This window comes from Exiguobacterium qingdaonense, from assembly GCF_018617855.1.
GTDB lineage: Bacteria > Bacillota > Bacilli > Exiguobacteriales > Exiguobacteriaceae > Exiguobacterium > Exiguobacterium qingdaonense.
Genome location: NZ_JACSKY010000003.1, coordinates 98,814 through 124,204, shown reverse-complemented (window position 1 = coordinate 124,204; position 25,391 = coordinate 98,814). Strand labels below are relative to the sequence as shown.

The 25,391-nt window shown below is 49.2% G+C and carries 24 protein-coding genes and 2 other annotated features; of the genes, 5 read left to right on the top strand and 19 right to left on the bottom strand.

The features are described 5' to 3' along the window. Positions 1-11: 11 nt before the first annotated feature. From trpA to trpD, 5 genes are read right to left on the bottom strand one after another with little or no spacing between them, the layout of a single operon-like run. Positions 12-779: a tryptophan synthase subunit alpha gene (gene trpA / locus KNP00_RS05515; protein ID WP_215143047.1), complete on the bottom strand. Its 768-nt coding sequence runs from the start codon at positions 777-779 to the stop codon at positions 12-14. After that, a complete protein-coding gene (gene trpB, locus KNP00_RS05510; protein ID WP_215143045.1) occupies positions 776-1,963 on the bottom strand; it encodes a tryptophan synthase subunit beta in 1,188 nt (395 codons plus the stop codon). The genes trpA and trpB overlap by 4 nt, the downstream gene beginning before the upstream one ends. Beyond that, positions 1,960-2,514 carry a phosphoribosylanthranilate isomerase gene (locus KNP00_RS05505; protein WP_215143042.1) on the bottom strand — a complete coding sequence of 185 codons (555 nt, stop codon included), beginning with the start codon at positions 2,512-2,514 and terminating at the stop codon, positions 1,960-1,962. The genes trpB and KNP00_RS05505 overlap by 4 nt, the downstream gene beginning before the upstream one ends. Further along, positions 2,490-3,251 (bottom strand): indole-3-glycerol phosphate synthase TrpC, encoded by a 762-nt coding sequence (gene trpC / locus KNP00_RS05500; protein WP_215143037.1) that lies wholly within the window; start codon positions 3,249-3,251, stop codon positions 2,490-2,492. Before trpC ends, KNP00_RS05505 begins: the two co-directional genes overlap by 25 nt. After that, entirely contained in the window at positions 3,248-4,237 is a 990-nt protein-coding gene (gene trpD / locus KNP00_RS05495; RefSeq protein WP_215143035.1) for an anthranilate phosphoribosyltransferase, read from the bottom strand. The genes trpC and trpD overlap by 4 nt, the downstream gene beginning before the upstream one ends. A 55-nt stretch (positions 4,238-4,292) precedes the next feature. After that, positions 4,293-4,520 (bottom strand) — a binding site (T-box leader). Positions 4,521-4,568: 48 nt separating this feature from the next. After that, positions 4,569-4,796 (bottom strand) — a binding site (T-box leader). A gap of 241 nt (positions 4,797-5,037) precedes the next feature. Here trpD and KNP00_RS05490 point away from each other — a divergent pair. Beyond that, a complete protein-coding gene (locus KNP00_RS05490) occupies positions 5,038-6,351 on the top strand; it encodes an amino acid permease (protein ID WP_240542747.1) in 1,314 nt (437 codons plus the stop codon). A gap of 84 nt (positions 6,352-6,435) precedes the next feature. On the opposite strand, the gene KNP00_RS05485 is transcribed toward KNP00_RS05490, so the two are convergent. The 3 genes from KNP00_RS05485 to KNP00_RS05475 form a co-directional block, all read right to left on the bottom strand. Next, on the bottom strand, positions 6,436-7,974 hold the full coding sequence (locus tag KNP00_RS05485) for a M23 family metallopeptidase (RefSeq protein ID WP_215143032.1): 1,539 nt from the start codon (positions 7,972-7,974) through the stop codon (positions 6,436-6,438). 401 nt (positions 7,975-8,375) lie between these two features. Further along, on the bottom strand, positions 8,376-8,741 hold the full coding sequence (locus KNP00_RS05480; RefSeq protein ID WP_215143031.1) for a DUF423 domain-containing protein: 366 nt from the start codon (positions 8,739-8,741) through the stop codon (positions 8,376-8,378). Positions 8,742-8,753: 12 nt separating this feature from the next. Continuing rightward, positions 8,754-9,359: a trimeric intracellular cation channel family protein gene (locus KNP00_RS05475; protein WP_215143029.1), complete on the bottom strand. Its 606-nt coding sequence runs from the start codon at positions 9,357-9,359 to the stop codon at positions 8,754-8,756. Between the two features lie 93 nt (positions 9,360-9,452). Between KNP00_RS05475 and KNP00_RS05470 the strand changes: the two genes are divergently transcribed. Then, positions 9,453-11,090, top strand: coding sequence for an ABC1 kinase family protein (locus KNP00_RS05470; RefSeq protein ID WP_215143027.1), 1,638 nt, complete (start codon positions 9,453-9,455; stop codon positions 11,088-11,090). Here the strand turns inward: KNP00_RS05470 and KNP00_RS05465 are convergent. Further along, the gene (locus KNP00_RS05465; RefSeq protein ID WP_215143025.1) at positions 11,029-12,612 is read right to left on the bottom strand and encodes a GNAT family N-acetyltransferase; all 1,584 of its coding nucleotides are present in this window, start codon (positions 12,610-12,612) and stop codon (positions 11,029-11,031) included. The two genes, KNP00_RS05470 and KNP00_RS05465, sit on opposite strands and share 62 nt — an antisense overlap. Next, on the bottom strand, positions 12,609-13,121 hold the full coding sequence (locus tag KNP00_RS05460) for a glycerol-3-phosphate acyltransferase (RefSeq protein WP_215143023.1): 513 nt from the start codon (positions 13,119-13,121) through the stop codon (positions 12,609-12,611). The genes KNP00_RS05465 and KNP00_RS05460 overlap by 4 nt, the downstream gene beginning before the upstream one ends. 92 nt (positions 13,122-13,213) lie before the next feature. Here KNP00_RS05460 and KNP00_RS05455 point away from each other — a divergent pair, with 92 nt between their 5' ends. Further along, positions 13,214-14,626, top strand: coding sequence for an NAD-dependent succinate-semialdehyde dehydrogenase (locus tag KNP00_RS05455; protein ID WP_215143021.1), 1,413 nt, complete (start codon positions 13,214-13,216; stop codon positions 14,624-14,626). Positions 14,627-14,666: 40 nt separating this feature from the next. Here the strand turns inward: KNP00_RS05455 and KNP00_RS05450 are convergent, their stop codons facing one another. The 6 genes from KNP00_RS05450 to KNP00_RS05425 all read right to left on the bottom strand — a co-directional run bounded on the left by KNP00_RS05450 (position 14,667) and on the right by KNP00_RS05425 (position 18,955). After that, a complete protein-coding gene (locus KNP00_RS05450) occupies positions 14,667-15,302 on the bottom strand; it encodes an HAD family hydrolase (RefSeq protein WP_215143019.1) in 636 nt (211 codons plus the stop codon). 112 nt (positions 15,303-15,414) lie between these two features. Then, positions 15,415-15,780: a rhodanese-like domain-containing protein gene (locus KNP00_RS05445; protein ID WP_215143017.1), complete on the bottom strand. Its 366-nt coding sequence runs from the start codon at positions 15,778-15,780 to the stop codon at positions 15,415-15,417. A gap of 321 nt (positions 15,781-16,101) precedes the next feature. Continuing rightward, complete coding sequence (locus KNP00_RS05440) at positions 16,102-16,377, bottom strand: DUF5327 family protein (protein WP_215143014.1); 276 nt, start codon at positions 16,375-16,377, stop codon at positions 16,102-16,104. A 62-nt stretch (positions 16,378-16,439) separates the two neighbouring features. Further along, a complete protein-coding gene (locus tag KNP00_RS05435) occupies positions 16,440-17,726 on the bottom strand; it encodes a DUF2252 domain-containing protein (RefSeq protein WP_215143012.1) in 1,287 nt (428 codons plus the stop codon). Positions 17,727-17,739: 13 nt separating this feature from the next. Further along, positions 17,740-18,690, bottom strand: coding sequence for a peptide-methionine (S)-S-oxide reductase MsrA (msrA, locus tag KNP00_RS05430; protein WP_215143009.1), 951 nt, complete (start codon positions 18,688-18,690; stop codon positions 17,740-17,742). 82 nt (positions 18,691-18,772) lie between these two features. Next, on the bottom strand, positions 18,773-18,955 hold the full coding sequence (locus tag KNP00_RS05425; RefSeq protein WP_215143007.1) for a hypothetical protein: 183 nt from the start codon (positions 18,953-18,955) through the stop codon (positions 18,773-18,775). Between the two features lie 207 nt (positions 18,956-19,162). Between KNP00_RS05425 and KNP00_RS05420 the strand changes: the two genes are divergently transcribed. Beyond that, positions 19,163-20,239 carry a GGDEF domain-containing protein gene (locus tag KNP00_RS05420; RefSeq protein ID WP_215143003.1) on the top strand — a complete coding sequence of 359 codons (1,077 nt, stop codon included), beginning with the start codon at positions 19,163-19,165 and terminating at the stop codon, positions 20,237-20,239. Between the two features lie 128 nt (positions 20,240-20,367). Further along, positions 20,368-20,892 carry a hypothetical protein gene (locus tag KNP00_RS05415; RefSeq protein ID WP_215143000.1) on the top strand — a complete coding sequence of 175 codons (525 nt, stop codon included), beginning with the start codon at positions 20,368-20,370 and terminating at the stop codon, positions 20,890-20,892. 252 nt (positions 20,893-21,144) lie between these two features. On the opposite strand, the gene cydC is transcribed toward KNP00_RS05415, so the two are convergent. From cydC to KNP00_RS05400, 3 genes are all read right to left on the bottom strand, one after another. Further along, positions 21,145-22,860, bottom strand: coding sequence for a thiol reductant ABC exporter subunit CydC (gene cydC / locus KNP00_RS05410; protein ID WP_215142998.1), 1,716 nt, complete (start codon positions 22,858-22,860; stop codon positions 21,145-21,147). Further along, a complete protein-coding gene (gene cydD / locus KNP00_RS05405) occupies positions 22,857-24,581 on the bottom strand; it encodes a thiol reductant ABC exporter subunit CydD (protein ID WP_215142995.1) in 1,725 nt (574 codons plus the stop codon). The genes cydC and cydD overlap by 4 nt, the downstream gene beginning before the upstream one ends. Before the next feature lie 120 nt (positions 24,582-24,701). After that, entirely contained in the window at positions 24,702-25,391 is a 690-nt protein-coding gene (locus KNP00_RS05400) for a Crp/Fnr family transcriptional regulator (RefSeq protein ID WP_215142993.1), read from the bottom strand.

Genomic DNA, 25,391 nt, shown 5'->3' with positions numbered 1-25,391 from the left:
CGCTGGTTTATTTATGCATGCACTTGTTTCGCAGAACGAATCAATGTGGCGACATCCTCTTTCCTTCCTTCATGAAGCGCCTCGACGATAAAGCTTCCAACGATGACACCGTCACATACAGATCCCAACGTTTGTACCTGCTCCGGACGATGCACCCCGAATCCTGCCAGGACGGGAATACGTGACCGTTCTGTCAGGCGAGTCAAATACGCCAGCAACTCGTCGGGAAACACGTCTGTTTTTCCTGTCGTCCCTTTGAGCGTGACCGCATAGACAAATCCTTCCGCCTTCTCCAATATGGATGCCGTCCGCATTTCACTGCTCGTCAACGTGACGAGTGGAATGACCGCAACGTCATGACGATCGATACCCGCGAACAATTGAAGACTCTCTTCAAATGGAAGGTCTGGGATGATGACCCCACTTACCCCACATTCACTCGCCCGGTCAAAGAATGGTTGAACCCCAAATCGAAACACCGGATTCAAGTACGTCATCAAGACGATTGGAATCGTAAATTGATCGTTTCCTTCTATTAAATGATTCAACACCTCATCAAGCGTCACTCCCGCTTCAAGAGCGCGCATCCCAGCCGCCTCGATACTCGGTCCGTCCGCCACCGGATCGGAGAACGGGATGCCTAGTTCAATCGCCGTCGCACCCATGTGCTCGAGCTCGACGATCGTCGGGATGAGTCGGTCCATCCCGCCGTCGCCTGCCATGATATATGGAACGAACGCCGCTCCTTCTCGTTCTCGAATCACTGTTTCTAATCTCATCGTGTCGCCACCTTCTCTCGAATTGTATGGACGTCCTTGTCTCCGCGTCCTGATAAACAAATGACCAGTGTATCGTCTTCTCCCATCGTCTTCGCGAGCGTCTCTGCGTAAGCGAGAGCGTGCGACGACTCCAAGGCGGGAATGATGCCTTCTTGCCGGCTGAGAGCGAGACATGCATCGAGTGCCTCGTCGTCGGTGACGGCGGCATAACGCACCCGTTCGATATCTTTCAAGAAGCTATGCTCGGGACCTACCCCTGGATAATCGAGCCCTGCCGAGATTGAATGGGCCTCCTCGATTTGACCGGCCGCGTCTTGCAGGACATACATGAGTGACCCGTGCAATACACCGACCTCTCCTTTTGTAAGGGTCGCCGCATGTTGATCCGTATCGACACCGCTTCCCGCCGCCTCGACACCATAGAGTGCGACCGAGTCATCGTTTAAGAACGGATAGAACATCCCCATGGCGTTGCTCCCTCCACCGACACAGGCGATGACAGCGTCCGGTAGTCGCCCTGTCTGTTCGAGGATTTGACGACGTGTCTCTGTTCCAATCACGCTTTGGAAGTCACGTACCATCTGTGGGAACGGATGTGGTCCGAGTACCGAACCCATCACATAATGCGTATCATCTACATGTTTGACCCAATAACGGAGCGCTTCATTGACGGCATCCTTTAGCGTACGACTGCCTGATTTGACGGGAACGACTTTCGCCCCGAGCAGTTCCATCCGAAACACGTTCAACGCCTGGCGCTCGACATCGACCTCACCCATAAAGATGGTACATTCCAAATCGAGTAGGGCACATACTGTCGCAGTCGCGACACCGTGCTGACCCGCTCCGGTCTCAGCGACGACTTTCTGTTTCCCCATCCGTTTCGCAAGGAGCGCCTGCCCGATTGTGTTATTGATTTTGTGGGCACCGGTATGGTTCAAGTCTTCACGTTTCAAATACACGTTCGTCCCAAGGCGACGACTTAGGTTCGACGCATAATAGAGTGGCGTCTCACGTCCCACGTATTCACGTAATAAAGAAGAGAAGCGTTCTTGAAACTCAGGATCTTGCTTCGTTTCTTCGTAAGCGACCTCCAATTCTTCGACCGCCTGCATGAGCGTCTCCGGAATATACTTCCCGCCATATTGTCCAAACTTCCCGTTCACTGGTTGTGCATACATCATAGTTCCTCCTTGGCGCGTTGAATGAACGCGCGAATCTTTTTAATATCTTTCTGACCGTCCGTCTCGACACCGCTCGAGACGTCGACACCGTCTGGGCGGATCATTTGAATCGCTTGCCGCACATTATCTGGAGATAGACCGCCCGCTAGCCAAAACGGACGTTTCGGTCGGTCGATTTCGCCCCAGTCCAATACCTGTCCACTTCCCGGGGTCGGATGATCCATCAATCGTACATCCGCCGTCTCCTCGGTCGATGCATCGATGATCGGCAACCCGAAGATTTGGAGGTCCTCCATCGACTGCGTCCGGTGGTGAATTTGTAAATCCGTCAGCCCTACTTCCATCGCTTGTTCGATGTCTTTCATTGAAGGACTTAAAAATACACCAACGATTCGAATCGATTGCGGGATGTGTGCGGCTAGCGTCTTCGCAGTCGCCACGTCGATTTGGCGAGAACTTGGTGCGAACACGAATCCAATCGCATCTGCTCCCGCCTCGACCGCCGCCCGGAGAGCTTCCTCTGTCTTTACTCCACAGATTTTAACGAACATGTTTTCAACTCCTCGAGTAACCGGGTCGGATCTTCTTCTCGCATGAGTGCTTCCCCGACGAGAATGGCGCTTGCACCGGCTTCTTGTAGACGCGCAGCCGCCTCAACCGTACTGACCCCACTCTCGCTGACGAACGTGACCTCGGGATAGCGTTTCATCAAATCGACCGATGTCTCAAGCGATACCTCGAATGTTTTTAAGTCTCGATTATTGATGCCGATCAACACGTTATCAAGTTCGAGGGCGATGCACAACTCCGCCTCATCATGTACTTCGACTAAGACGTCTAGACCGATAGAGCGGGCATATCGCGTCAATTCGTGAAGACGTGTCGGGTGTAAGGCTGCCACGATGAGGAGCGCGACACTCGCCCCGTGATGTTTCGCGTAGTCAAGTTGCCGTTCATCGATGATAAAGTCCTTACATAGCACCGGGATTGTGACGGCGTCGGCGACTTTTCGTAAGTCGTCAAAAGAACCGTTAAAATAGGTCGCGTCCGTCAATACCGAAATCATCGTCGCACCAGCTTTTTCATATTGACGTGCCCGTTCGGCGACGTCGACCGTTTCCCGAATCATCCCTTTCGAAGGGGACGATCGTTTGATTTCTGAAATGATATGGAACCCATCACTCATGACATTCAATAGAGAAATCGGCTCCGTCACGGCGACATCAATCGGCTTCATGCGACTGACCTCTTCGATTTTCGTTCCGATGATTTTCGTCAAATAACTCATGCCTCGACCTCCGTACGTTGTAAATGTTGTAACACGCGTAACGCGTGTCCTTCGTCAATGCTACGTTTCGCCTCTTTCACTCCCTCACGGAGAGTTGAAGTCGCTCCGTACGTGCAAAGGGCAAGTGCCGTGTTCAACAGGACGACGTCTCGTGCCGGACCAGTCTTTCCGTTCAGCACGGCGAGAAGCGTCGCGGCGTTTTCTTTCGGTGTCCCTCCCCGCAATGCTTCCAGAGGTGCCCGCATCAAACCAAGATCTCTTGGGTCGACCGCATAGCGTGCCGTCTGATTCCCGTCAAAAAAGTACACATCGTTCACACCGGCGAGACTCGCTTCATCGAGACCGCCCGCACCGTGTACGACCATGCCCCGCTCCACGCCGAGATGTCTCATCGCGGTCGCCATCTTCTCGAGTAACGATGGATGATAGACACCGACCAGTTGTCGTTTCGGACGAAGTGGATTCGTCAATGGTCCGATTTGGTTGAAGATGGTCGCTGTTGCGAGTCGTTTCCGAACCGGCATGACGTGTTTCATGATCGGATGAACGTGCTGAGCGAATAAAAAACTGAGATTCATCTGTTTCAAGTCTGCATGTACTTCTTCTGCCGTCTTCACGATCGGAACGTTCAATGCCTCTAGAACGTCTGCGCTCCCTGATCGACTCGACACGCTTCGGTTCCCGTGCTTGGCGACCGGGATTCCAAGACCGGCCAAGACGAACGCGACGGTTGAACTGATATTGAAGGTATGCGCCCCGTCGCCTCCGGTGCCGCACACATCGAGTACCGGGAGGTCGCTTTCCGTGAACTGTGACGCTTCACGGATATACGCCGCAAGTCCCGCCATCTCTTCTGCCGTCTCCCCCCTTTCTTTCATCGCCAGTAGCACTCGTTCGATTTGTTTCTCGTCCGCTTGGAACATTTCGCTTGCTGCCACTTTCATATCGGCTGTCGATAATGAGTTCGTCTCCAATTGTTGAATCATCGCCTGTTCCCCCTCTAAAAATGTGTATAAAAAAACTCCACACGACAGTCGTCGTATGGAGGACGGTTCTAGACCGCGGTGCCACCTCTCGTTGATTCAAAAGAATCCACTCTCCGATGCAATCACATCGTATCCCGATAACGGGGGAAGCCGTCATGACCTACTCTATTCAGCCATGCTCTCATGAGCCCATTCACGCGGACGCCTCGGTCAGGATCTCACCATCCCTGACTCTCTGGACGAAACGTCTTCTCGCGCTACTCCTCTCAATCCTCGATTTATGTTATTGAAACGAAAAAAGGGTCACCCGTCTCCTCATAGCCTATGCTACAAGAAGGACGAGTAACCCGTGGTGCCACCTTCGTTGGTTCTGAAGAACCCACTTCACGGACAATCATCCGCTTCCCCGTGATAACGGTGGGTAACCCGCTAAAGCCTACTCAAAGTTCGGTTTAGAGCTCAGAAGTCCATTCGCGACATCTTGTATACTGATTCGCACCACCCATCAGCTCTCTGTCATACAAGACTTGTCGTTACTTCTCTTCGTCGACGCCTTTATTCGTTTCAGTTAAGTTAACTCGTACTATACAGGGCTGACGAAACCATGTCAAATAAAAAAATTAAAAAAATTTGTCTCTATATGTGCATCCAAAAATGAGAAACCTTCATCGATTTTTCGAATTGACATCGTTTTTTTCCGTCTGCTATAGTCGTCCACAACAACATTTCACTCAGCTAAAGGAGAATTGATTTTGGAAACAAACAAACTAAAACGCGAGCTGTCCACCCGGCAACTCACGATGATTTCCCTCGGAAGTGCCATCGGAACCGGGCTCTTCCTCGGGAGCGGACTCGCGATACAGACGGCTGGACCAAGCGTTCTCGTCAGTTATGCCATCGGGGCTTTCATCGTCCTCTTACTCATGGGCGCACTTGCCGAAATGACGGTCGCCCACCCGACATCTGGATCATTCGGAACGATTGCCGAACGCTACGTTCATCCACTCGCAGGATTTCTCGTCCGTTACTCTTATTGGGTCGCAAACGTCCTGGCCATAGGGGTTGAAGTCAGTGCCATTGCCATCTATATGCGTTACTGGTTCCCTGATGTGAACGGGTTCGTCTGGGTCGCCCTGTTTGGTGGACTGCTCATTTACGTAAACGCCCGACATGTGCATACGTTCGGGACGACCGAGTACTGGTTATCATTCATCAAAGTAACTGCCATTATTTTGTTCATCGTCCTCGGTGCCGCTACATTGTTCGGCGAACCAGGATCACCGATCGAATCAATCACGACAGGGAACGAAGGTTTCTTTGCTTTCGGGTTTTACGGCATGTGGGTGACGATTTTCATTTCCCTCTTCAGTTTCCTCGGAACCGAACTCGTCGCTGTCACAGCCGGTGAAGCCAAAGACCCGGACCAAGCCGTACCACGAGCATTACGCGCGACCGTGTTCCGCCTGACGTTTTTCTATGTCGTCACGCTCACGATTATGCTCATGCTCATCCCATGGCAACAAGCAGGGATTGATCAAAGTCCGTTCGTACTCGTCATGGAGCAGTTCGACGTCCCATTTGCGGCAGGTATCCTCAACTTTGTCATTTTGATTGCTGCCTTGTCCGCCATGAACGCGCAGCTCTATGCGTCGACACGTATGATGTACTCGCTTGCCGAAGCTGGTGACGCACCAAAAGCGTTCAAAAAAATCAGTAAGAACGGGATTCCGACCTTCGCGCTGTTCGTATCAACAGGTGGAATTGTGTTGGCCGCCCTCTTACAAGTGTTCATGGAGTCGTCTTATCCGTTCTTGATGGGAATCTCGATGTTCGGGGCCATCTTCACTTGGTTCATGGTCTTTGTGTCCCACCTGTTCTTCCGCAAAAAGTGGACGGGACGAAAACTCCCGGTCCGCATGATCGGTTATCCGTTTCTCCCATTACTCGGGGCGGTCTTACTCTTAAGCCTGATGATCACGACATGGTTTACAGATTTCAACATCTTGTTGAAGTTCGGTGTCCCATGGTTGATTGGGTTGACGATCATCTATTACGTCCGTGAACAAATGCGTAAAAAACAAGATCGTCCGAGCGACATCAAGCGAGCCAACTAATGAGCATCCCTTCGCAAGTAGCGGAGGGATGTTTTTGTACACAAAAGAGCCCCTTTCGCAATCGAAAGGGGCTCTTTTAAGGCATCAGAAGAACTGACGCGGATTGACGGTGCTACCTGCACTCGTTGCCGAGTATGAGTAACCGCCTTTATGAATCTCAAAGTGCAAGTGCGGACCTGACGAGTTCCCTGTGTTCCCAAGTGTTCCAATATTCGACCCTTGTGTCACACGCTGTCCTGAGCTGACTGCTACGGAGTTCATGTGCGCATACACTGTCGTCCAAACTTGACCATTGATGACGTGGGCGATCATGACGTGGTTCCCGTAAGCGCCACCCCAACCTGCACGAATGACAGTACCTGTCGCAGACGCACGGATTGGCGTCCCAGTCGGAGCTGCGATGTCTACACCGTTATGGAACGTGTAGCCGAACTGGCCACTTGCCGGTCCAAAACCTTGAGAATAACGTCCGTAGGCTGGCTGAATGAACATCGAGCTAGACGGAGCTGGCGCCGACGTTGTCGGGGCCGGTTTCGGTGCAGGTGCTGGTTTCGGCGCTGGTTTTGGTGCTGGTGCCGGTTTCGGTGCTGGTTTTGATGCAACCGTATTGTTTGAAGACGAAGAAGACTGGGTATTCGAATTATTGTCCTGCTTTTTTTGCGCGGCTTGGCGAGCCGCTTCCGCTTCTCGCTCTGCTTCACGAGCTTTAGCTTGACGGGCTTCTTCCGCCCGTGCTTTTGCTTGGCGTTCTTCTTCCGCCTTGCGAGCCGCTTCTTGACGAGCTTCTTCCGCCTTGCGAGCCGCTTCTTGACGCGCAGCCTCTTCAGCACGACGACGTGCTTCCTCTTCTTCACGACGCTGCGCTTCGATTTCAGCCGCAATCGCCTGTTCTTGTGCCACTAACGTCGCTTCAATCTCTTGAAGGTCGAAAATTTGTGATTCAAATTTGATGTTCTTCTCTTCAAGTTCTTTAATGCGTTTTTCACGCTGCTTCATTTTCTTCTCAAGCTCGGCTTGACGCACTTCGAGTGCCTTTTGTTGTTCGAGAAGTGAAGCACGCTCTGCTTTCAAGTCAGCTTGTGCTTCTTTCAACGAACGCTGTGTCGCTTCATAGTCATCGAACAACTCTTGGTCACTACGCTGAATCGTTCCAGCTGTGATCATGCGCGTGACGAGATCTGAAAGGTCTTTTGAACCAAAAATGAATTCAGCCCAGTTGATCGAACTACCACCATTCTTCTGCATTGTGGCCATTCGCTCTTTCATCATCGCTTCTTGCGCCTTCATTTTTTCTTGGTAATCTTTAATGTCGGCTTCTAAATCCTCGATTTTCATCTCGGTGCGTTTGATTTCTTGGCGCTTCATTGCCACATCGTTGATGACGTCTTGTAGCTCCGCGTCCATTTTATTGACCTCTGCCTGCACTTTCGAAATTTCCTCGTTATTCACTTTAATCTTCGAAGACGTATCGGCTTGGTCTTTCTTTACGCTATTTCGCTTGTCTTGAACTTTTTGTTGTTGCTCTTGCTTTTCTTTAATCGAAGTCGATGCATCCGCGACGGTATGGGTGCTAATCAGCATTACACCGAGCGTGAGCGTCGAGACTGTGCGTTTCCAATTCATGAATAGGTACATCCTTTCTCAATAACAAACCTATATATAGAGCCGTTTCAGTATGTAACAAAAACGATCAATGAGTTAAGTTTCAACACGGTTAATTATATCTAACTGTTAGATGTTTTCCTGTTAAAGTTATATTTCAATTTTATTACGCAAGAACAAAGGTTCAGGCAACGAATACATAGAAATTATTATTTACCAATACCTTTTCTCACCGCTTGATTTGACATCTTACTGTAATATTTTATGTAAATAGAGAACGATTTACCTTATTTTAAAATAATAAATGTGTAGGATGCATCATCGTTTTCCAATTGATGGAACGACTCATCAAAAAAAATCCATGCCCTCGCTACATGTGAACATGAGCAAAGGCATGGATGTCGAATAAATTGATTCTCAAGTTATAGTTTCATCGCACCGACGATGACAAAGATCCAGGCGGCGATGAACAAGACCCCACCAATCGGTGTCACGGCTCCAAGTTTCGTGATTCCTGTCAACGCCATCACATATAAGCTTCCTGAGAAAAAGACAATTCCGGCAAACATGAGCCATCCGGCCACATTAAATTGACTGATGCTCACACGCATGAGCAGTGACGCAATGCCAATGATCCCAAGCGCATGAACCATATGATAGAGCACACCGGTCTGCCAGTTCGCCAACATGTTAGGCGTCAGTCTCTCTTTTAACGCATGGGCACCGAACGCACCGAGCGCCACACCGAGTGCCATCAATCCGGCACCGATCATTAACAATAACTTCATTTTTGTTCCCCCTTACCTGACTTTTCGTGCTGGTAAATTCCACTTCCGATAGTAGGATATCACTCGAAGAGTCGCTACGACAATTAAAAGCGCATAGACGACGAGACCGCCTTCGAGTTTAAAGTAATAGGTGATGACCGCAATGAGAATCGCCCAAATCGCATACACCTCAGACTGTAAGACGAGTGGTTTTCGTCCTGCCAATAGGTCACGGACGACGCCTCCTCCGACTCCGGTCAGGACAGCCGCCGCAATTGCAGCGGAAAGTGGCAAGTCGAGTTTGATCGCGACTTGTGCTCCCTGAAAGGCGAAAGCGACGAGGCCGATGGCGTCCACGATGACGCCCCACCGTTCCCAATGTGGCAATACGACACTTGGTAGCAGGAAGATGAGGAGTGCGACAAGAAAACATAAAACAAACAAATCATTTTGTTGCCAAATCAAGCTGACGGGGTTTCCTAACAGGACGTTCCGAATCGCGCCGCCTCCAAAGGCTGTGATGAACGCGAGCAACCAAACCCCAAAAATATCGTATTTTTCATCCATCGCAATGATGGCTCCGCTCGCCGCGAACGCAATCGTTCCGACGACGTTGAGCAATTCCCACTCCATGAACATCCCTTGCCCTTTCTTCAACGCATTGTATGGTAAAGTATAGTTACAAAAAATCAGGTCAGTCGAGCGACTGTCGTAAAGGATGTCGGTATTACTATGAAACGTATCGCTTTGTTCCGCATATGGATTATCGTCACCATGTTCGCCCGATTCATCATTCGGCTGTACGCTTTTTCACGCAAACAACAACAAGGCGTAGCCACGACAGAAGAATATGAGGCGCTCATGCTCAAGCTCGCGCGTGAGTACAAACGAAACGCCCTTCGACTCGAAGGTTTATTGATCAAACTCGGTCAATTCTTGTCCATCCGTGCTGACTTGTTGCCGCCAGCCGTCTTGAACGAACTATCTGAGCTCGTCGACCGTGTCCCGACATCGGGTTGGGAGAAGTCGCGCGCGATTTTAGAAGCGGAATGGGGCGTCCCTTACACGCAAGTCGTCAAAGACGTCGAGATCGATGCTGTCGCTTCCGCCTCAATCGGGGAAGTGTATGGTGCCACGCTTCTAGAAAACGGCAAACGGATCGCCATTAAAATTCAGCGTCCGAATATCGAAAAAATCATTCGCACCGACTTCCGCGCCATGCGGATCGTCACGTCGATGTTGAAGCGGACATCCCTCGCAAAATCGACCGACTTAGATAGCTTATATCGCCAAATGATTTTTGTCATCGGGGATGAACTAAATTTTCAAACCGAATTAAAAAATGCTTTATATTTCAAAGCCAAATATGCAGATAATCGGGACGTCTACATCCCGGACTATCATGAACACCTCTGTACGAACCGTGTGTTGACGATGGACTGGGTCGAGGCACGACGCATCACCGACCTCACCTTTTTAAAAGAGAATCACATTGATCGATCGGCGCTAGCCGAACGACTGTTCACGCTCGCCGCTGAACAATTGTTATTCGGCGGACAATTCCATGCCGACCCGCACCCTGGAAACGTCCAGATTCGCGCTGACGGAACAATCATCCTCCTTGACTTTGGCATGGTCGGACAGACGACCGCCCAAGACATGGCGACGATTCGAAACATCTTACAGGCATTCATCACTCTTGACTATGAAGGCATCGTGGACGGATTAGAAGATTTACGTTTCCTCTTGCCGACGGCGAACAAACAAAACATTCGTCAAGCGCTCGAGAAGGCTGTCAACTTTTACTTAGAAACCGACCTCGACACGGTCGATACAAAGTTAATCGAAAAAGTGTTGTTAGATATTCAACTACTCGTTAAAAACGAACCGATTCAGCTTCCAGCAGAGTTCGCCTTCTTTGGTCGGGCTGCCTCGACCTTGCTCGGCATCCTACAGATTTTAGACCCGAAAATCGACCTGTTCACGCTCGGAAAACCGATTGTCATCGAATGGCTCGAGGAAGACGGGACGACGCTACAAAATCGTTATGTGAAGACCGGGATCAACTATGCGAAAAAATTACTGAACGTCCCCCCTCTTCTCGATAACTATTTGAAGGAACCGACACGAAAACGTCTGTCCGAACAAGTGATGTTCCAGCGTGACCTAGAATCAAAAGAACTGTTACACCGCCAGACATTCAATGCCATCGTCATCTTGCTCGGCTTACTTGTCGGGCTACTCGGCTACATCCGACCAGATGAATGGCTCTTTTGGTCAGGTGGGGCCGTCTCTGTTTTGGCTTATTTTAATTGGAGACGCCTCGGACGAAAAGTTCGTCACTTGGCACGTCAAGATTTTCGCGTATGATTGGACCGCCACTTCTAGGAGTGGCGTTTTTTTGTCGCATCCACTGCGCAATATAGGTACCGACGTCACGCATCATGCGACATGTCGTCCACCCCATCGTTGACACTTGGATGACGTTCGCCCGCTTCAAATAATCACTCTCATATTGAACGAGATACCCTTGATACGATAACTGTCGGCCGAGCTCCGTCGCGGACTGGCCCGGTGGCATGTGAAGCGTGATAATGCCTGGTGACTGCGCTGGACTCACGTCGACTTGTAAACCGCTCTCCCGAAGCGATTTGAGCAATGCGGTCATCTTTTCTTGATGCGAAGCAACCTCTTCATTCGTCAGTTCGTCTAGCGCGACATCCATTGCCGAAAGGAGCGGTTCTGACTGTGTGAAAGCAATCGGTTTGTAAAGCGTCAAGTCAAAATAGCGCGGTACATGTGATGACGCAACTGCTGGTTGTTTCATTGCGACAAACGCGAGTCCTGGCGCATTCCGAAGCGCTTTATTAGACGAGAACGTCACGTAGTCCGCAAAAGAATAGTCGTAGTCAAACGTCCCGACCGCACTGATCGCATCAATGGCGATGGTCCCTTGCCACGTGCGAAGCGGTTCAAGGTCGACTAACATTCCTAACGATGTCTCACAATGAACCGTCCATATCCACTTAGGCAGGATTCGCTCGACTTGAGGAACGTCCCACTTCCCATTCCTGTCTACCGAAATGACGTCAAAAGAAAGACCGGCACGTCGGGCATGGTCAATCAAACGCTCTCCAAATTCACCCGTATTGAAAATGGCCCCGTGTCCGCTCAACCGAGAGGCTATCGCATCATTGGCGACAGTACCGCTCCCGAGCATTGTGTAAACATGTGGGAGTCCGACCCGGTCCGCGAGCTTTTGCTGCACCGATTCAAGCAATTGGCTCGTCTCTTTTGAACGGTGTGGACGTGGTTGCCTTGAGAGTCGTTCTCTAACTCGCTCTGAACATTCAACGGGACCCGCGAGCAAACTTTTCGGTCGAAGCGCCGTTGCCGATTTGGATTCGTAAAAAGCGGTCCTCGTTAACATCATCGGAACGTATCTCGCTTCTTTTGGACCGATCGGGTCAGCGAACGGCACGAACCCGAACCGATGATAAAGCACTTGTTCCCGTGTCGTTCCACTGATGACGATGCCATCGACCTCACGTTCTGTCGCGTCTTCGATGACCGCACGCATCAGTCCGGCGAACGTACGGTTGCGCCGATACGCCTTCTTCACGGCGAGGAGACGAATCTCGAGCCACTCTCCCTCAGGAATACTCACTCCCTTTTGTTCCAATGAAAACGGTCGCTCTTCTCGTAACGCACACATGGCAACGACTTCCCCATTCGCTTCTCCAATCCAGTATGTATTCTCTCCATGAAATCGGTCGACAAGTCGCCGCTCCGGATTCGGTGGATGTTGCGGAATCTCCTCGACGAATGTTTCGTAATTCAATCGATGAATCGCGTCAAAATCTGATACGTCGGCCTTTCGATATATAATCATTCCGTTTCCCCCTTTACATGATGATAGATGATCACGAGGGCAGTGAGCGTGGCCCATATGACATTTCCGACACTGCCGAGCGCAGCGAGCGGAAGCAAGATGAGCATCACCAGTCCTGTCTCGCGAGAGTTGTCGGTCCCTTTAATCAACAGTAATAGCACAAGGAGACCCCCGATAAACCACAGGGGGTCATATGCCAAAATGACCCCAGAAAAAACGGCATAACCCTTCCCACCCGTACGGAGACGCCAAAATGGATAAATATGACCGAGTGTGAGCGCGAACGCGGTCTCCCAAAAATATAGACCGCTCATCTGCAATATAAGAACCGTTTTGAGCACGTCGAATCCATAGACGATGAGAAACGCCTTCACCCCTCCGATGCGATGTGCATTGCGAGCCCCTGTGTTCTTTGACCCAGATGTCGACAAATCATGACCACTTAGTAATCCATACAACCTGCCCCCGAGCAGACTTCCGACTAAATAACCAACAATGATGATCCACATCATATCCCCTCACTTTTTGGAAAATTGTGTGTGTTTTAAAAAAACGGGTATCCTCTAATTAACTGTGCACTTTTTGGAAAGGGGAAATCAAGATGAGAGAAGAAAAAAACTACATCAACGGGGAATGGATGGAAACGGACGAAACGATTGAAGTACGAAATCCGGCAACCGGTAACGTGATGGCCGTTGTGACGAAAAGCGATGCGACAGAAGCGACTCAAGCCGTTGATGCCGCACATGAGGCGTTACAGGAATGGCAACAGAAGACAGCGGAAGAACGAGGAGCGTTACTGAATGAATGGCATCGTCTGATCGCAGAGCATACTGAAGAGCTCGCGCGGACGATGGTGGAAGAACAAGGAAAACCGCTTAAAGAAGCGATCGGCGAAATCAACTACGCAAATGGATTTATCGATTGGTACGCGGCAGAAGGACGGCGCGTGTATGGCGAGACGATTCCCGCATCATCGAATAATAAGCGCATCTTCGCCATCAAGCAACCGGTCGGCGTCATCGCGGCCATCACGCCATGGAACTTCCCGGCCGCCATGATTACCCGGAAAGTCGCCCCGGCGCTTGCAGCAGGCTGTACGGTCATCATAAAGCCCGCATCAGCAACCCCGTTGACCGCTATCGAGTTGGTCAAGCTGGCGGAGAAGGCGGGATTTCCAAAAGGAGTCATCAACCTTGTCACAGGACAAGCGTCTGATCTCGTCAAGGCGTGGCAACAAGATCCTCGTGTTCGGAAATTGACATTCACAGGATCGACGGAAGTCGGGAAGACGCTGATGCGCGACGCCGCCGACACCATGAAAAAAATCTCTCTAGAGCTTGGCGGACACGCCCCGCTCATCGTCACGGCCAATGCCGACTTAGACAAGGCAGTACCTCAAGCCGTCGCGACCAAGTTCCGTAATGGTGGGCAAACGTGCGTATGTGCGAATCGAATCTATGTCGAACGTGCCGTCGTCGATGAGTTCTCGGAACGCTTTATTAAAGAGGTCGAGGAGTTGAAGGTCGGAAACGGTCTAGAAGAAGGCGTCGACATCGGTCCTCTCATCGATGATGATGCGCTCAGTAAAGTCGAAAAACATATCGAGGACGCCGAGATTCGTGGTGGTGAAGTGTACGGCGGCGAAGTGTTGGACGGTTTGTTCATTCGTCCCGCGGTCATCCGTTACGCGAATGAAGACATGCTTTGTATGAACGAAGAAACGTTTGGACCTGTTGCGCCAATCGCTACGTTTGATTCGCTCGATGAAGTCATCAAACGGGCAAACAACACTCCGTTCGGGTTGGCCGCTTATCTCTTTACACAAGACATCAATGAGGCCGTCTATTTAGCAGAATCGCTAGAGTACGGAATTGTCGGCGTAAACGACGGCCTGCCATCAACGCCTCAAGCGCCTTTTGGTGGATGGAAAGAGAGCGGACTCGGACGTGAAGGCGGGCACCATGGCATCGAAGAATTTTTAGAAGTGAAATACATCTCGCTCGGATTGTAAATCTGCGTATGCAAAAAGGCTTGTCGCGATGACAAGCCTTTTATGATTGGTTGACCCATTCGACAAGGTCGTCAGGCGACTCAATCACATGATCCGCAAGCGCCCACTCTTCTTCATTCCCGAACCCGAATCCCGTCAAGACGACCGGAAAATCATGGGCACGCGCCGCCTCTACATCGGATTTGCGATCGCCTACCATGATGTAGTCAGCCTCACCATGACGGACACGGTGTGCGGTCAAAATATCTGCTTTCTTCTCACCTCCGACGGACTCAAGGCATTCAGGTGCCGTCATGTATGGACGAATCTGTTGCGTATCTAAAATCAGATTCATGTAATGAACTCCACAGTTACTCGCTGTCGTCAATGTATGACCTTGCCCGTGAAGCGTCTCTAACATGTCGCGAATCCCATCAAATAAGACATTCTGCCCTTTCATCGTCTTCTCGAGCGTCGTATGACGTAATTTACGGATGAGACGAATCTCCTCAAGCGTCGCCTCTGGGATGACATGCTCCCAAAACGCGTTGCCCGCCAATCCGTATCCAGAACGGACCGCCTCTTCACTCGGCTTCGGGAGGTGCGGAAGTTCCTCGAGCGCCTCATGAATTGCCTGTGTCATCGGTCCTGTCGTGTCTACTAACGTTCCATCGATATCAAATAAAATGACTGCCATTGGATTTGTCTCCTCTCTTTCACTCTCCTTACCGTAGCAGAATCCCCGTAAATGCAAAAGTGAAAACGTGGTGACAATAAAACGACTGAACCGATTCGTTCAGTCGCATCCATCATCCTCGCCAAAAATTCATTCCGCCCTTCACGGAATAGACATCGGTATATCCGGAACTTTTGAGCATTGCCGCGGCACGCTGACTTCGCATCCCACTTTGACAAATGACATAAACGGGACGCTCTTTTTCCTTCGGATAGTTCGCTTGCGCCTGTCCGAATCCCGAGAGGGGGACACTTTTTGCTTGCTTAATATGTCCTGCGCGGTATTCATGCGGTTCTCGAACGTCCAACAGTTGAATATTCCGCTCTTCCGCAATCCTTCGCTTCAAATCATCTGTCGACACCGTTTTGACGTTGTTTCGACGACTCCACCAAAAATATACGATTCCAATGATGATTGCCACAAAAAGAAAGTCCAACATATTCACGCCTCCATTTGAGTTCAATTGATACCCTCATTATACCCCCTAAGGTATTTAAGTCAATGAAAGTGAATTCTGTCTCAGAGTTGGCTACCAGTAAATCGATTTGCGGGTCCAACATTGTGTTGAGGTCACACCCGGTCACGGATCTATTTGAGCATCATGAGAAACCTTCAATATGTTTAGTTTCCGTCAGTATCATACGGACCGGACGTACAGCGACGTGCCGGCAAGACAAAGGAACGTCATCCCTCATTGGGAAGACGCTCCTCTACTCAATATTTTTTTAATTTTTCAGAGCCCTCGTAGCCTACACGTGGCTCAAAAATCAAGCAACGAATCAGACTTTTGCTGTTCGTCATCCTCCATCGGGATTCCTAGGAAAGCAGCCATTTGACGATCGAGTGGTGGCTTCACCTCGCTCGTAGGTGTCGTCGTTTGTGGCGTGTCGACAGTTTTTTCTGACGTTTCTGCTAACAGTAGCTCACAAAAACCCATCAATTTTGCCAAGTGACGCTTTTGTACCTCGCCGGTCGACGATTCAATCTGTGTCATCACCTGACGCATTTGGGCGATGACTTGTTGTTCAGTAATCATGGTCCGTACACATCCTTTACGATTCCATTGTGCAGGATTTCATCCTTGATTCGCAAGTGCTCCTAACGATTCCTTGACGCGATCCATTTTAAAAAAGCTTCGTAGTCAAAGCGAACTTGGTTCGCGTAAAAGTCGGCCCACCTCGACAGTTGTCGAATAAACAACGAAGGCGAGTCGCCGATTGCCATCGTGATTCGTTCGCTCGCCGTATAATCTAACACATTGGACGTCGCATCGGCTCGCGCATGGATTTTCGCCGTAATTTCTGCTTGTATCCTCAACGTTTCAATGAGTGCCGTCTCGTCTTTCATATGCTTCGCCTTCACTTTTCGTTTATATGGTGAACGCTGTCGGATGTAATACGCTTTCCCATCAATCGTCAAATGACCGAGATATGGGTCACGACTATGAACCATCGCCCGCTGAGCGGCCACGACACGCGCTCCTTCATGCGACAATCCATTTTCAAACAGTGGGTGCGTCGGCAAAAACAGGGACGGGACAGCGGACTGCGCCTGTTTCATCTCTAAAATGACATCTTCATCGTGCTCCTCGTCGGCCCCTTCAATCAAGATATAGTAACGCTCTAATCCGATGGAAGCCGTGCCGCTTTGTAACTTGATGGCGATGTCTTTCACTTCATAATGATCCGCGTGATGGCGATGCTCATCCGACAGGGAAGATAAATAATCTCCCCATGCCTCAACAATCTTTTCGCGCATAGAAGGTGATGGAGGGATCAAGTCGTCACTCGTTGCAAAATAACGTTCTTCATCCCGAACTTCCGTACGCTCAGCCATAAACTCACTCTTCTTTTTTTCGGCCTTTTTAATCACCTTTTTTACAGGCTTACACGTGTTCTTTTTAGTAAATTGGATATCTCCACTTCGTCCATTCGCGTGTTGCTCAATTGCAACTGTGTACGACTCGGCAAACGCCTCGATCGCAGCCTTGCCATCGAACCCAGATTCAGCCGCAAACAAATCGACAGAGACCGCCATCCGCAACAAATCAAACAGATAGGAGCCGATATACGCCTCGTCAAAATCATTTACGTCATAAATGATTGTACCGGCGCCGTCCTCAAACACACCGAAGTTTTCAAAGTGTAAATCTCCTTGTATGAACGTTGGATAATCAGGTCCCGTATCAAATGCAATCGGTATTTTCGCAAAGTCATAATAAAACAAGTGAGAACTGCCTCGAAAAAACGAAAACGGACTCGAACTCATTTTGGCATACTTTTCTTGTCTCGCTTCTTCGGATAGGTGCCGAATCGATTTGTCATAAAAATCGAGGACGGTCCCAATCGTCTCACTCCGTATTTGTTGTTTGACGGCTGTGAACATATGGTTCTCCCCTTCACTTGTTGAATAAGTGGCTGTACTCCCCGTATCCGGCCTCTTCAAGCTCTTCAACCGGGATGAATCGGAGTGCGGCTGAATTGATGCAATATCGCAAACCACCAAGCTCTTTCGGTCCGTCATCAAACACATGTCCGAGATGACTGTCGGCATGTTTCGAACGAACTTCGGTTCGGACCATGTGATGTGTCGTATCCATGTTCAAATCGACTTGCTTTTCTTCGATTGGTCGAGAAAAACTTGGCCATCCACAATTTGACTGGAACTTGTCATGAGAAGTGAACAGTGGCGTTCCGTCAATAATATCAACGTATAACCCTTCTCGCTCTTCGTCCCAATATTCATTTTTAAAAGGGGGTTCCGTCCCATTCTCTTGCGTCACTTTATACTGCATCGGTGTCAAGCGCTCACGAAGAGCCTGCTGAAGTTTCCGATCGCTCCACGCTTCCTTGATGAACTTCGCGCGACCCGACCCGACCCGATACATCTCATAACGGAACGGGTTCTTTTTATAATAGTCTTGATGATAGTCTTCTGCTTCCCAAAATGTTTTCGCAGGACGGATATCGACTTCAATCGAGCGGTCGAAGCGTCCAGAGTCTTCTACTTCCTGTTTGGAGCGCTCTGCGGCAACCCGTTGCTCCTCTGAATGATAGAAGATTGCCGGTCGATACGATTCACCTCGGTCATTGAACTGTCCCCCACCATCTGTCGGGTCAATTTGACGCCAATAGATGTGAAGTAATTCATCATAAGAGATGACCTCAGGATCGAACGTTATCTCGACCGCTTCTAAATGTCCCGTCGTCTCCGAACAGACTTGTTGATATGTCGGATTGTCTACATGTCCTCCTGTATATCCAGAAATGACACGTTCGACTCCCTCGTATTTATGAAACGGTTTGACCATGCACCAAAAACAGCCGCCCGCAAAAGTAGCTTTTTCCATAATGAATCCCTCCTTACTTTGTAGTGTACCCAAAAAGATCGCAAGACAACAAAAAACGAGAACCACTAGATGTGTTCTCGCTTCAATCCTCTTCGACTTGATTCACATGACGCATCACTAAAAATAAGATGACTCCTACGATGATCGCTCCTAAAAGCGTCAATACGATATTGTCTCTAGCGGATAACGTATAAAAAATCGCTAACCCAATCAAAATGAGCGCAATCGGGATAAACGCTCGTTTAAAATGATCCCAGTAACGCACGGACAGTCCCCCTTTTCTTTTATCATACCAAACTTTCGAATTTCAATTATGAAAGTTCAAAAAAGAGAAAGAAGATTTTGATATGGGCACAAGGAAATCGATACAGTTTCTTGAATATTCATCAAGAGGGACTGATTCCTATCTGTTTTTTGCATGATACTCTATAATATAACTAAATATTCCTATACAAGATAAGGGGGAGATTCGATGCTCACCATCATTAATGCGTTCTTTATCAACCTGTGTATCTTGTTCACACTCTTCACCATTTCCTTTTTACCGTTTCGCAACCGACCTCGATTGACTCCACAATCACCCTTAAACGGCAGGGTGTTGCTCGGTGTACAAACAGGCCTCATCGCATTACTCCTTTTAGGAAACGCCTTGCCTCTTGAAGGGGTACTGATCGACTTACGTGCCATCCCGATCATGATAGGCGTCTTATTCGGCGGGTGGGTGAGTGGCGCGGTGGCAGGTGTAATCTTTTTGACCGGTCGAGCTCTCGTCGTTTTATCGACAGATGGCGCAATGATCGGTCTATATCTCGCCATTGCCACAATGATTGTTTTAGTCGGGTCGACTAGCATACTTCGCCGTAAAATGAATAATACGCGGACGACCTTGCTCGCTTTCACAACAATTAGCGTCGTCATTTTCGGAGCAGCCATCTACGCCGCGCTCCCACTTAATCTGTTCTATCCCGTCTTAATCGTTTATACGTTGATGTCATACGGCGGGGCTAGTTCCTCATATCGCTTGTTGCTCGAACTGCGCCGTCATTTCGAGAACGTTCAGCATCAAAAACAATTGGCACGGACGGACGCGCTCACTGGGATTGCCAACCGCCGCCTCTTAAACGAAGCGATGGCCAACTTGACAGTCGAGGCAGAAGAATATGCGTTGATTTTGGCTGATATCGACCATTTCAAACGTGTGAACGACACGTACGGTCACGACGTTGGTGATGATATTTTACGTGAGCTGGGCATGCTTCTCGTCAATGAGAGTGATGAGCGACATTTGGTCGGTCGCTTCGGCGGTGAAGAATTTTTAATCGTCATGCCACATGCCGCACGAGAGGAAGTATCACGCCTTGCTGAATCTATTCGAGAAAAGGTTTCATCGTTCCCGTTTGAGACGAGTGCTGGTACGTTGCACATCACTGTTTCGCTCGGAGCCTGTCATTCGAATGACATTGAAATCGATAGTGTGCTGAAACATGCGGATGAAGCATTATATCACGCAAAAGAGTCAGGTCGAAACCGCTTCATTCTCGCTTCTTAATATGTCAATCCCTTCACAAATAATGGTGTTTTCACGCTTTACTTTCTCGAGACGAATCGTTAAACTAGGCTAGACTTTGATTCAGATCGATACATCAAGATACATTCAGAAAAGGGGAAACATCGTTCATGTCAGTTTTGTTATCTTTGTTTGGAATTATGTTTATCGGATCGTTCGCGATTGACTATAAACGTGGCAAGACAATTCAACAGTCGGCACTCGGGGGCTTGCGTTCGATTCAGCAAAACCTTTGGATCTTCTTCCGTACGTCACTATCGATGATGATTGTCATCGGTCCGCTCTTGTTGATTTCGGGATTCATGTTCTCGGAACTCGTGACCTTTCAAACTGTTTCATCATTTATCATCGCCGTTCTCAGTATCGGCTTCGCTGAACGGATTATCGGGATGATCGTTGCACCGCTCGTCCGCACATTTTGGCATCAACGGGGTCGTCTCATGCCAATTTATTTGGACGCCGGATTATATGTGTTTTTGTTGTCCATACTCGTGTTAGAGTTCTTGATGAACATTCCGGGGATTCATCTTCAATCGTCGCTCATCGCGGTATTCTATGCGTTCGCTCTTTTCTTTACGAGATATTTGTTCAGCTTGATTCGATTCTCTGTTCAAAAAAGCATCGCATCAAATTAAGACCATCAATTCTTACGTATGTTCGCATATGTAAGAATTTTTTTATTGATTATCATTGACAATGAGAATCGTTATCAACTATACTCTAAATGTAGCTTCCCAAAAGCTTGACGTGCACGTTCCCCAAACCAATCACGTCACGTGGATTCCCCTCCACGACACTCTTTTTGAAAGCATTGCGACAACCCCCATTTGTTGCACCCATATTTGCCAACACAAAACGAGCAGCCCACCGACGGGCTGCTCGTTTTCTCATGAGAATACTTCTTGCTCGATTTGTTTGAGCTCATAAAACATACCACGTTTCATCATCAGTTCATCGTATGAACCGACTTCAACAATCCGTCCGGCTTCCATCACGATGATTTGATCGAACGATTCTAAACCGGTCAACCGATGACTGACAAGAATGAGTGTCCCTTCTCCCGATTGCTGTAACAGCTCAGAAAAGACGTGGGACTCGGTTCCTGCATCTAGTGCCGACGTAGGTTCATCGAGTAACCAGAAAAGCCCATTTTTCAGAAGGGCTCGGGCAATCGCTAAGCGTTGACGTTCTCCCCCTGACAAGTTCGCCCCTTTCTCAAGCACTGGCTCATCCAGTGTGAACGATAAACGGACACGCTCAAGCGCATCAATCATCTCTTCATCGGTGAAGTCACCGGCTAGCTCCAGGTTCTCTCGTATCGTTCCGTAAAAGAAATGATTGTCTTGTAAGACGACACTCGCATGTTCCCAAACGGCCGTCTGTTTGACGTCGTTCAACTTGTAGTCATCTAACCAAATCGTTCCGTTTTCCGTCCGAACGAATGCCAATAGCAATTGAAGCAACGTCGATTTACCTGACCCGCTCGGGCCGACAACGACCGTTTTAGAACCACTTGGAATGTGGAACGTCACGTCATCCATCACATCTCGATACGTGTCCGGATAACGATAACGAACATTCTCAAATGAAATCGACGGGGAAGCGGTAAAGGTCACGTCCTGTCGTTTTGCTTCCATGTCTACAATCGTTTCACTCGGTTCCGTCACCTCGAACAAGCGATCCGCTGCTTGTCGACTGTCCGCGAAATGACCTGGGAACACGGCCATCGGTGTCGAATTCTCAAACGCCGTGAGCGACATCATGATGAGCATCGCTAAAAACAGACCGTTCAAATCCCCATCCACTACTTGATACGCGCCAATCGCCAAAACACCCCACGAAACGAGTAAAGAGGCTGCAACGACAAGCGACGAATTGAAAAACTGATTCGAAGTATCTTTTCGCTCAGCTTCCATGTAACGTTCACTTCGAGCATAGACGGCTTGCTTCGTACGCTCAAGTTGATGATGGAGTTTTAAGTCGCGATATCCGTACATCATCTCTGTCAATTGAATCGATACGTCCCCACGTAGTGAACGAATCGTCTCGTCATGACGAGCTCGAATACGAGCGAATCCAAGCGGAATCAAGAACCCGGTGACGAGTACGCCTAGTAAAATCCATAGACTGACTGCGAACGAGAAAAAGGTGACAAAGAAAATCGTGCTTAAAAAAACGAGTACTAGTATAATCGGCGGATAAAACACGCGGAGAAAATAGTTTTGAAGGCTCTCCACATCTCCGACGACACGGGCCAGTAAGTCACCACTTCGATATTTCGCAAAGATGGACGGGACGAGCGGTTCGAGCTGTCGATAAAATCGGACACGCAACTCACTCAAGATCGTAAACGTGGCCCGATGAGAAGCGAGACGTTCCCGGTAACGGCTCCCCGCTCGAATGACTCCGAACAGTTTAATCAAGGCGACCGGGATCATCAGCGCATATAACGGCGGGACGAGGCCTGCACGGGAAACGAGATAGCCACTCGCTGCAAAAAGAGCGACCGCCGCGATGCCGGCTGAATATCCAAAGAAGATAGAGAGAAGAATATCTCTCTTCTCACGCATCATCCATTTTGTGATTGTCCAAAGTGAGTTCATCGATGCCCTCCTTTCTGAAGTGCAAATAGTTCAGCATACTTCGGCAGAGCAAGTAACGCTTCATGCGTCCCCTCACCGATTCGCGCTCCGTCTTCCATAAACCAAATCATGTCCGCCTCCTTGATCGTATGCAGGCGATGCGCCACCGTAATCAAGGTCGCACCTTTGGACAGCTCCTCGATGGAACGTCTGACGATTCGTTCCGTCTTCAAATCAAGTCCGGTCGTCGGTTCGTCAAATAGTAAAATACCAGGTCGCTTATAGAAAGCCCGGGCGAGTGCCAAACGTTGTCGTTCACCCCCGGACAGACCGAATCCGCCTTCTCCAAGTTCCGTCAAGATCCCGTTTGGCAAATGACCAATCACCTCGGACAATCCAGCCGCCTCGGCCGCTTCTAGTAATGCACGCTCATCAACCTTCTCGCCCAAGGCGATGTTATCGGCAAGTGTCCCGGCAAACAAATAAGGATTTTGAGAGATATAGGCGATATTTCCATACCACTCGGACTCGTCAAATGAATGGAGTGTCTCCCCATCAACGAGCACACGCCCTGATTTCATCTGTAGGAGTCCAGAAATGATGTTGAGCACTGTCGTCTTTCCGGACCCGCTCGCACCGACTAAGGCCAAGTGAGTGCCCGATGGGATTCGACCACTCAACGGTTGAAGTGCAAACCGTCCGCCTGCGTATTCAAACGATACATCTTCAAGTTCGACGTCTGGTGTCCGTGAACCGAGTGTCTTCGTTCCCCATTCCATGCGATCATCGGGGGCATCTAACACTTCAAAGATTCGGTCCGCCGCGCCCATACTTCCACGTCCCGTATGGAAAGCACTTCCCAAATCTTTAATCGCCAAATAATACTCCGGCGCCAACACAAGGATTAAAAATCCAGAGAAGAACGTGAGGTTCTCCCAAACGACCATCTGTAGCGCAACTTCTAATGCCACGACCCCGGTACTGAGCATCGAGATAAATTCGAGCATGAGTCCAGACAAGAATGCGGTCTTCAAAACAACCATCGTCGCATCCCGAAAGTCGAGGCTGCTCTTTTCAATCGCTTTCGCTTCTTGCTCGGTCCGATTGTAAAGCTTTAACGTCGTCAATCCTTGTAAGACATCTAGAAACTTACCAGAAAATTGATTCATCTTCTCCATCTGTTCTTCAGATTTTTTCTGAGTCGCAATTCCGATAATAATGAAAAACAGCGGGATAAATGGTGCCGTCACCATCATGATGACGCCAGAAATCCAGTGTTGGCTAAATACGACAACCAAAATGAGAAGCGGGATAATCGAGGTTTGGATTACCTGTGGCCAATATTGACTAAAATAGGCATCCACTTCGTCAACGGCATCCATGAACACACTGACTTTTTTGCCTGATTGCCCCGTCAAGGAGGACTCAACCGGGCTCGTAGCATATCGATCCAACAGCTGAAGACGCAACGTCTGTTTTGCCCTCTCAGATAAACTCGCACCGATTCTCCCAGATGTGTAGCCGAAGAGGGCTCGTGCCAACAGTGCCACAATGAGCCAAAGCAATGCCGGTACAATCGATTCAAATGATTCCTCTTTCAAAAAAATTCGATCGACAATGTCAACGATTAAATACGCTTGCGCCAGAATCGATAGTCCAATCATCACCGCAGACAGTACAAGTCCGACGATGTGTCCTCGTTCCGCGAAAGCCAGGGCTTGCAGTCGTTTCACTGCATTCATCCTTTCTCTATTCACAATCCAATTGCTTTGTGAGATTCATCACTAATTATACAATATGCTTCCGTCTGAAGCGAACGCTCCGCTCGTTTGAATATAAAAGACGCCCTCTGTCGAGTGGCGTCAATCGAACCCTTGACTAAAATATTCTGGATGGTCGATCACGAGTTGATGGGCGTCCATTCGAAGTACTTCCTCTTTGCGAAGTTTGGCTAAAATCGTCGAGACCGTCTCCCGAGACGTTCCGGACAAACGAGATAGCTCCACTGCGGTGAAGGGACATCGGACACGCACCCCTTCTTCGTCAGGCTCCCCTAAATCTTCGATCAAGAAATGGAGCGTATTCAACACACGCTCTTTTGCGCTCGGCGTAATGATTTCTTGGACACGACGCTCATGTAAGTCGAGAATACGGTTCATTTGTCCAATGATATACAGCAACATGCTCGATTGTGTGGACACGAACCGTTCGAATCGGTCTGTCGGAATATAGATGACCTCAATATCGGTCACCGCTTCCGCCGTATGACGGTAGTCCTCCCCTGTGAACAAACCATTGTAGGGAAAGAACTGCTTCGGTTTCACGTAATCGGCGTAATGGTGCGTCGCATTCTCGTTCATTCGTTCGAGTTTTACATAGCCACTCATCAAGAAATACACACGCTCTCGCGGATCTCCTTCCATGAACAACAGTTGTCCTTTCCGATAAGTCCGAAAATAGACGTACGGGATCAGCTGTTCGAGTGTCCGGCTCGGACATGTTTCAAATAGCGTCAATTGCCGTAAATCGTCAATCGTCCACGTGTGCCGCAT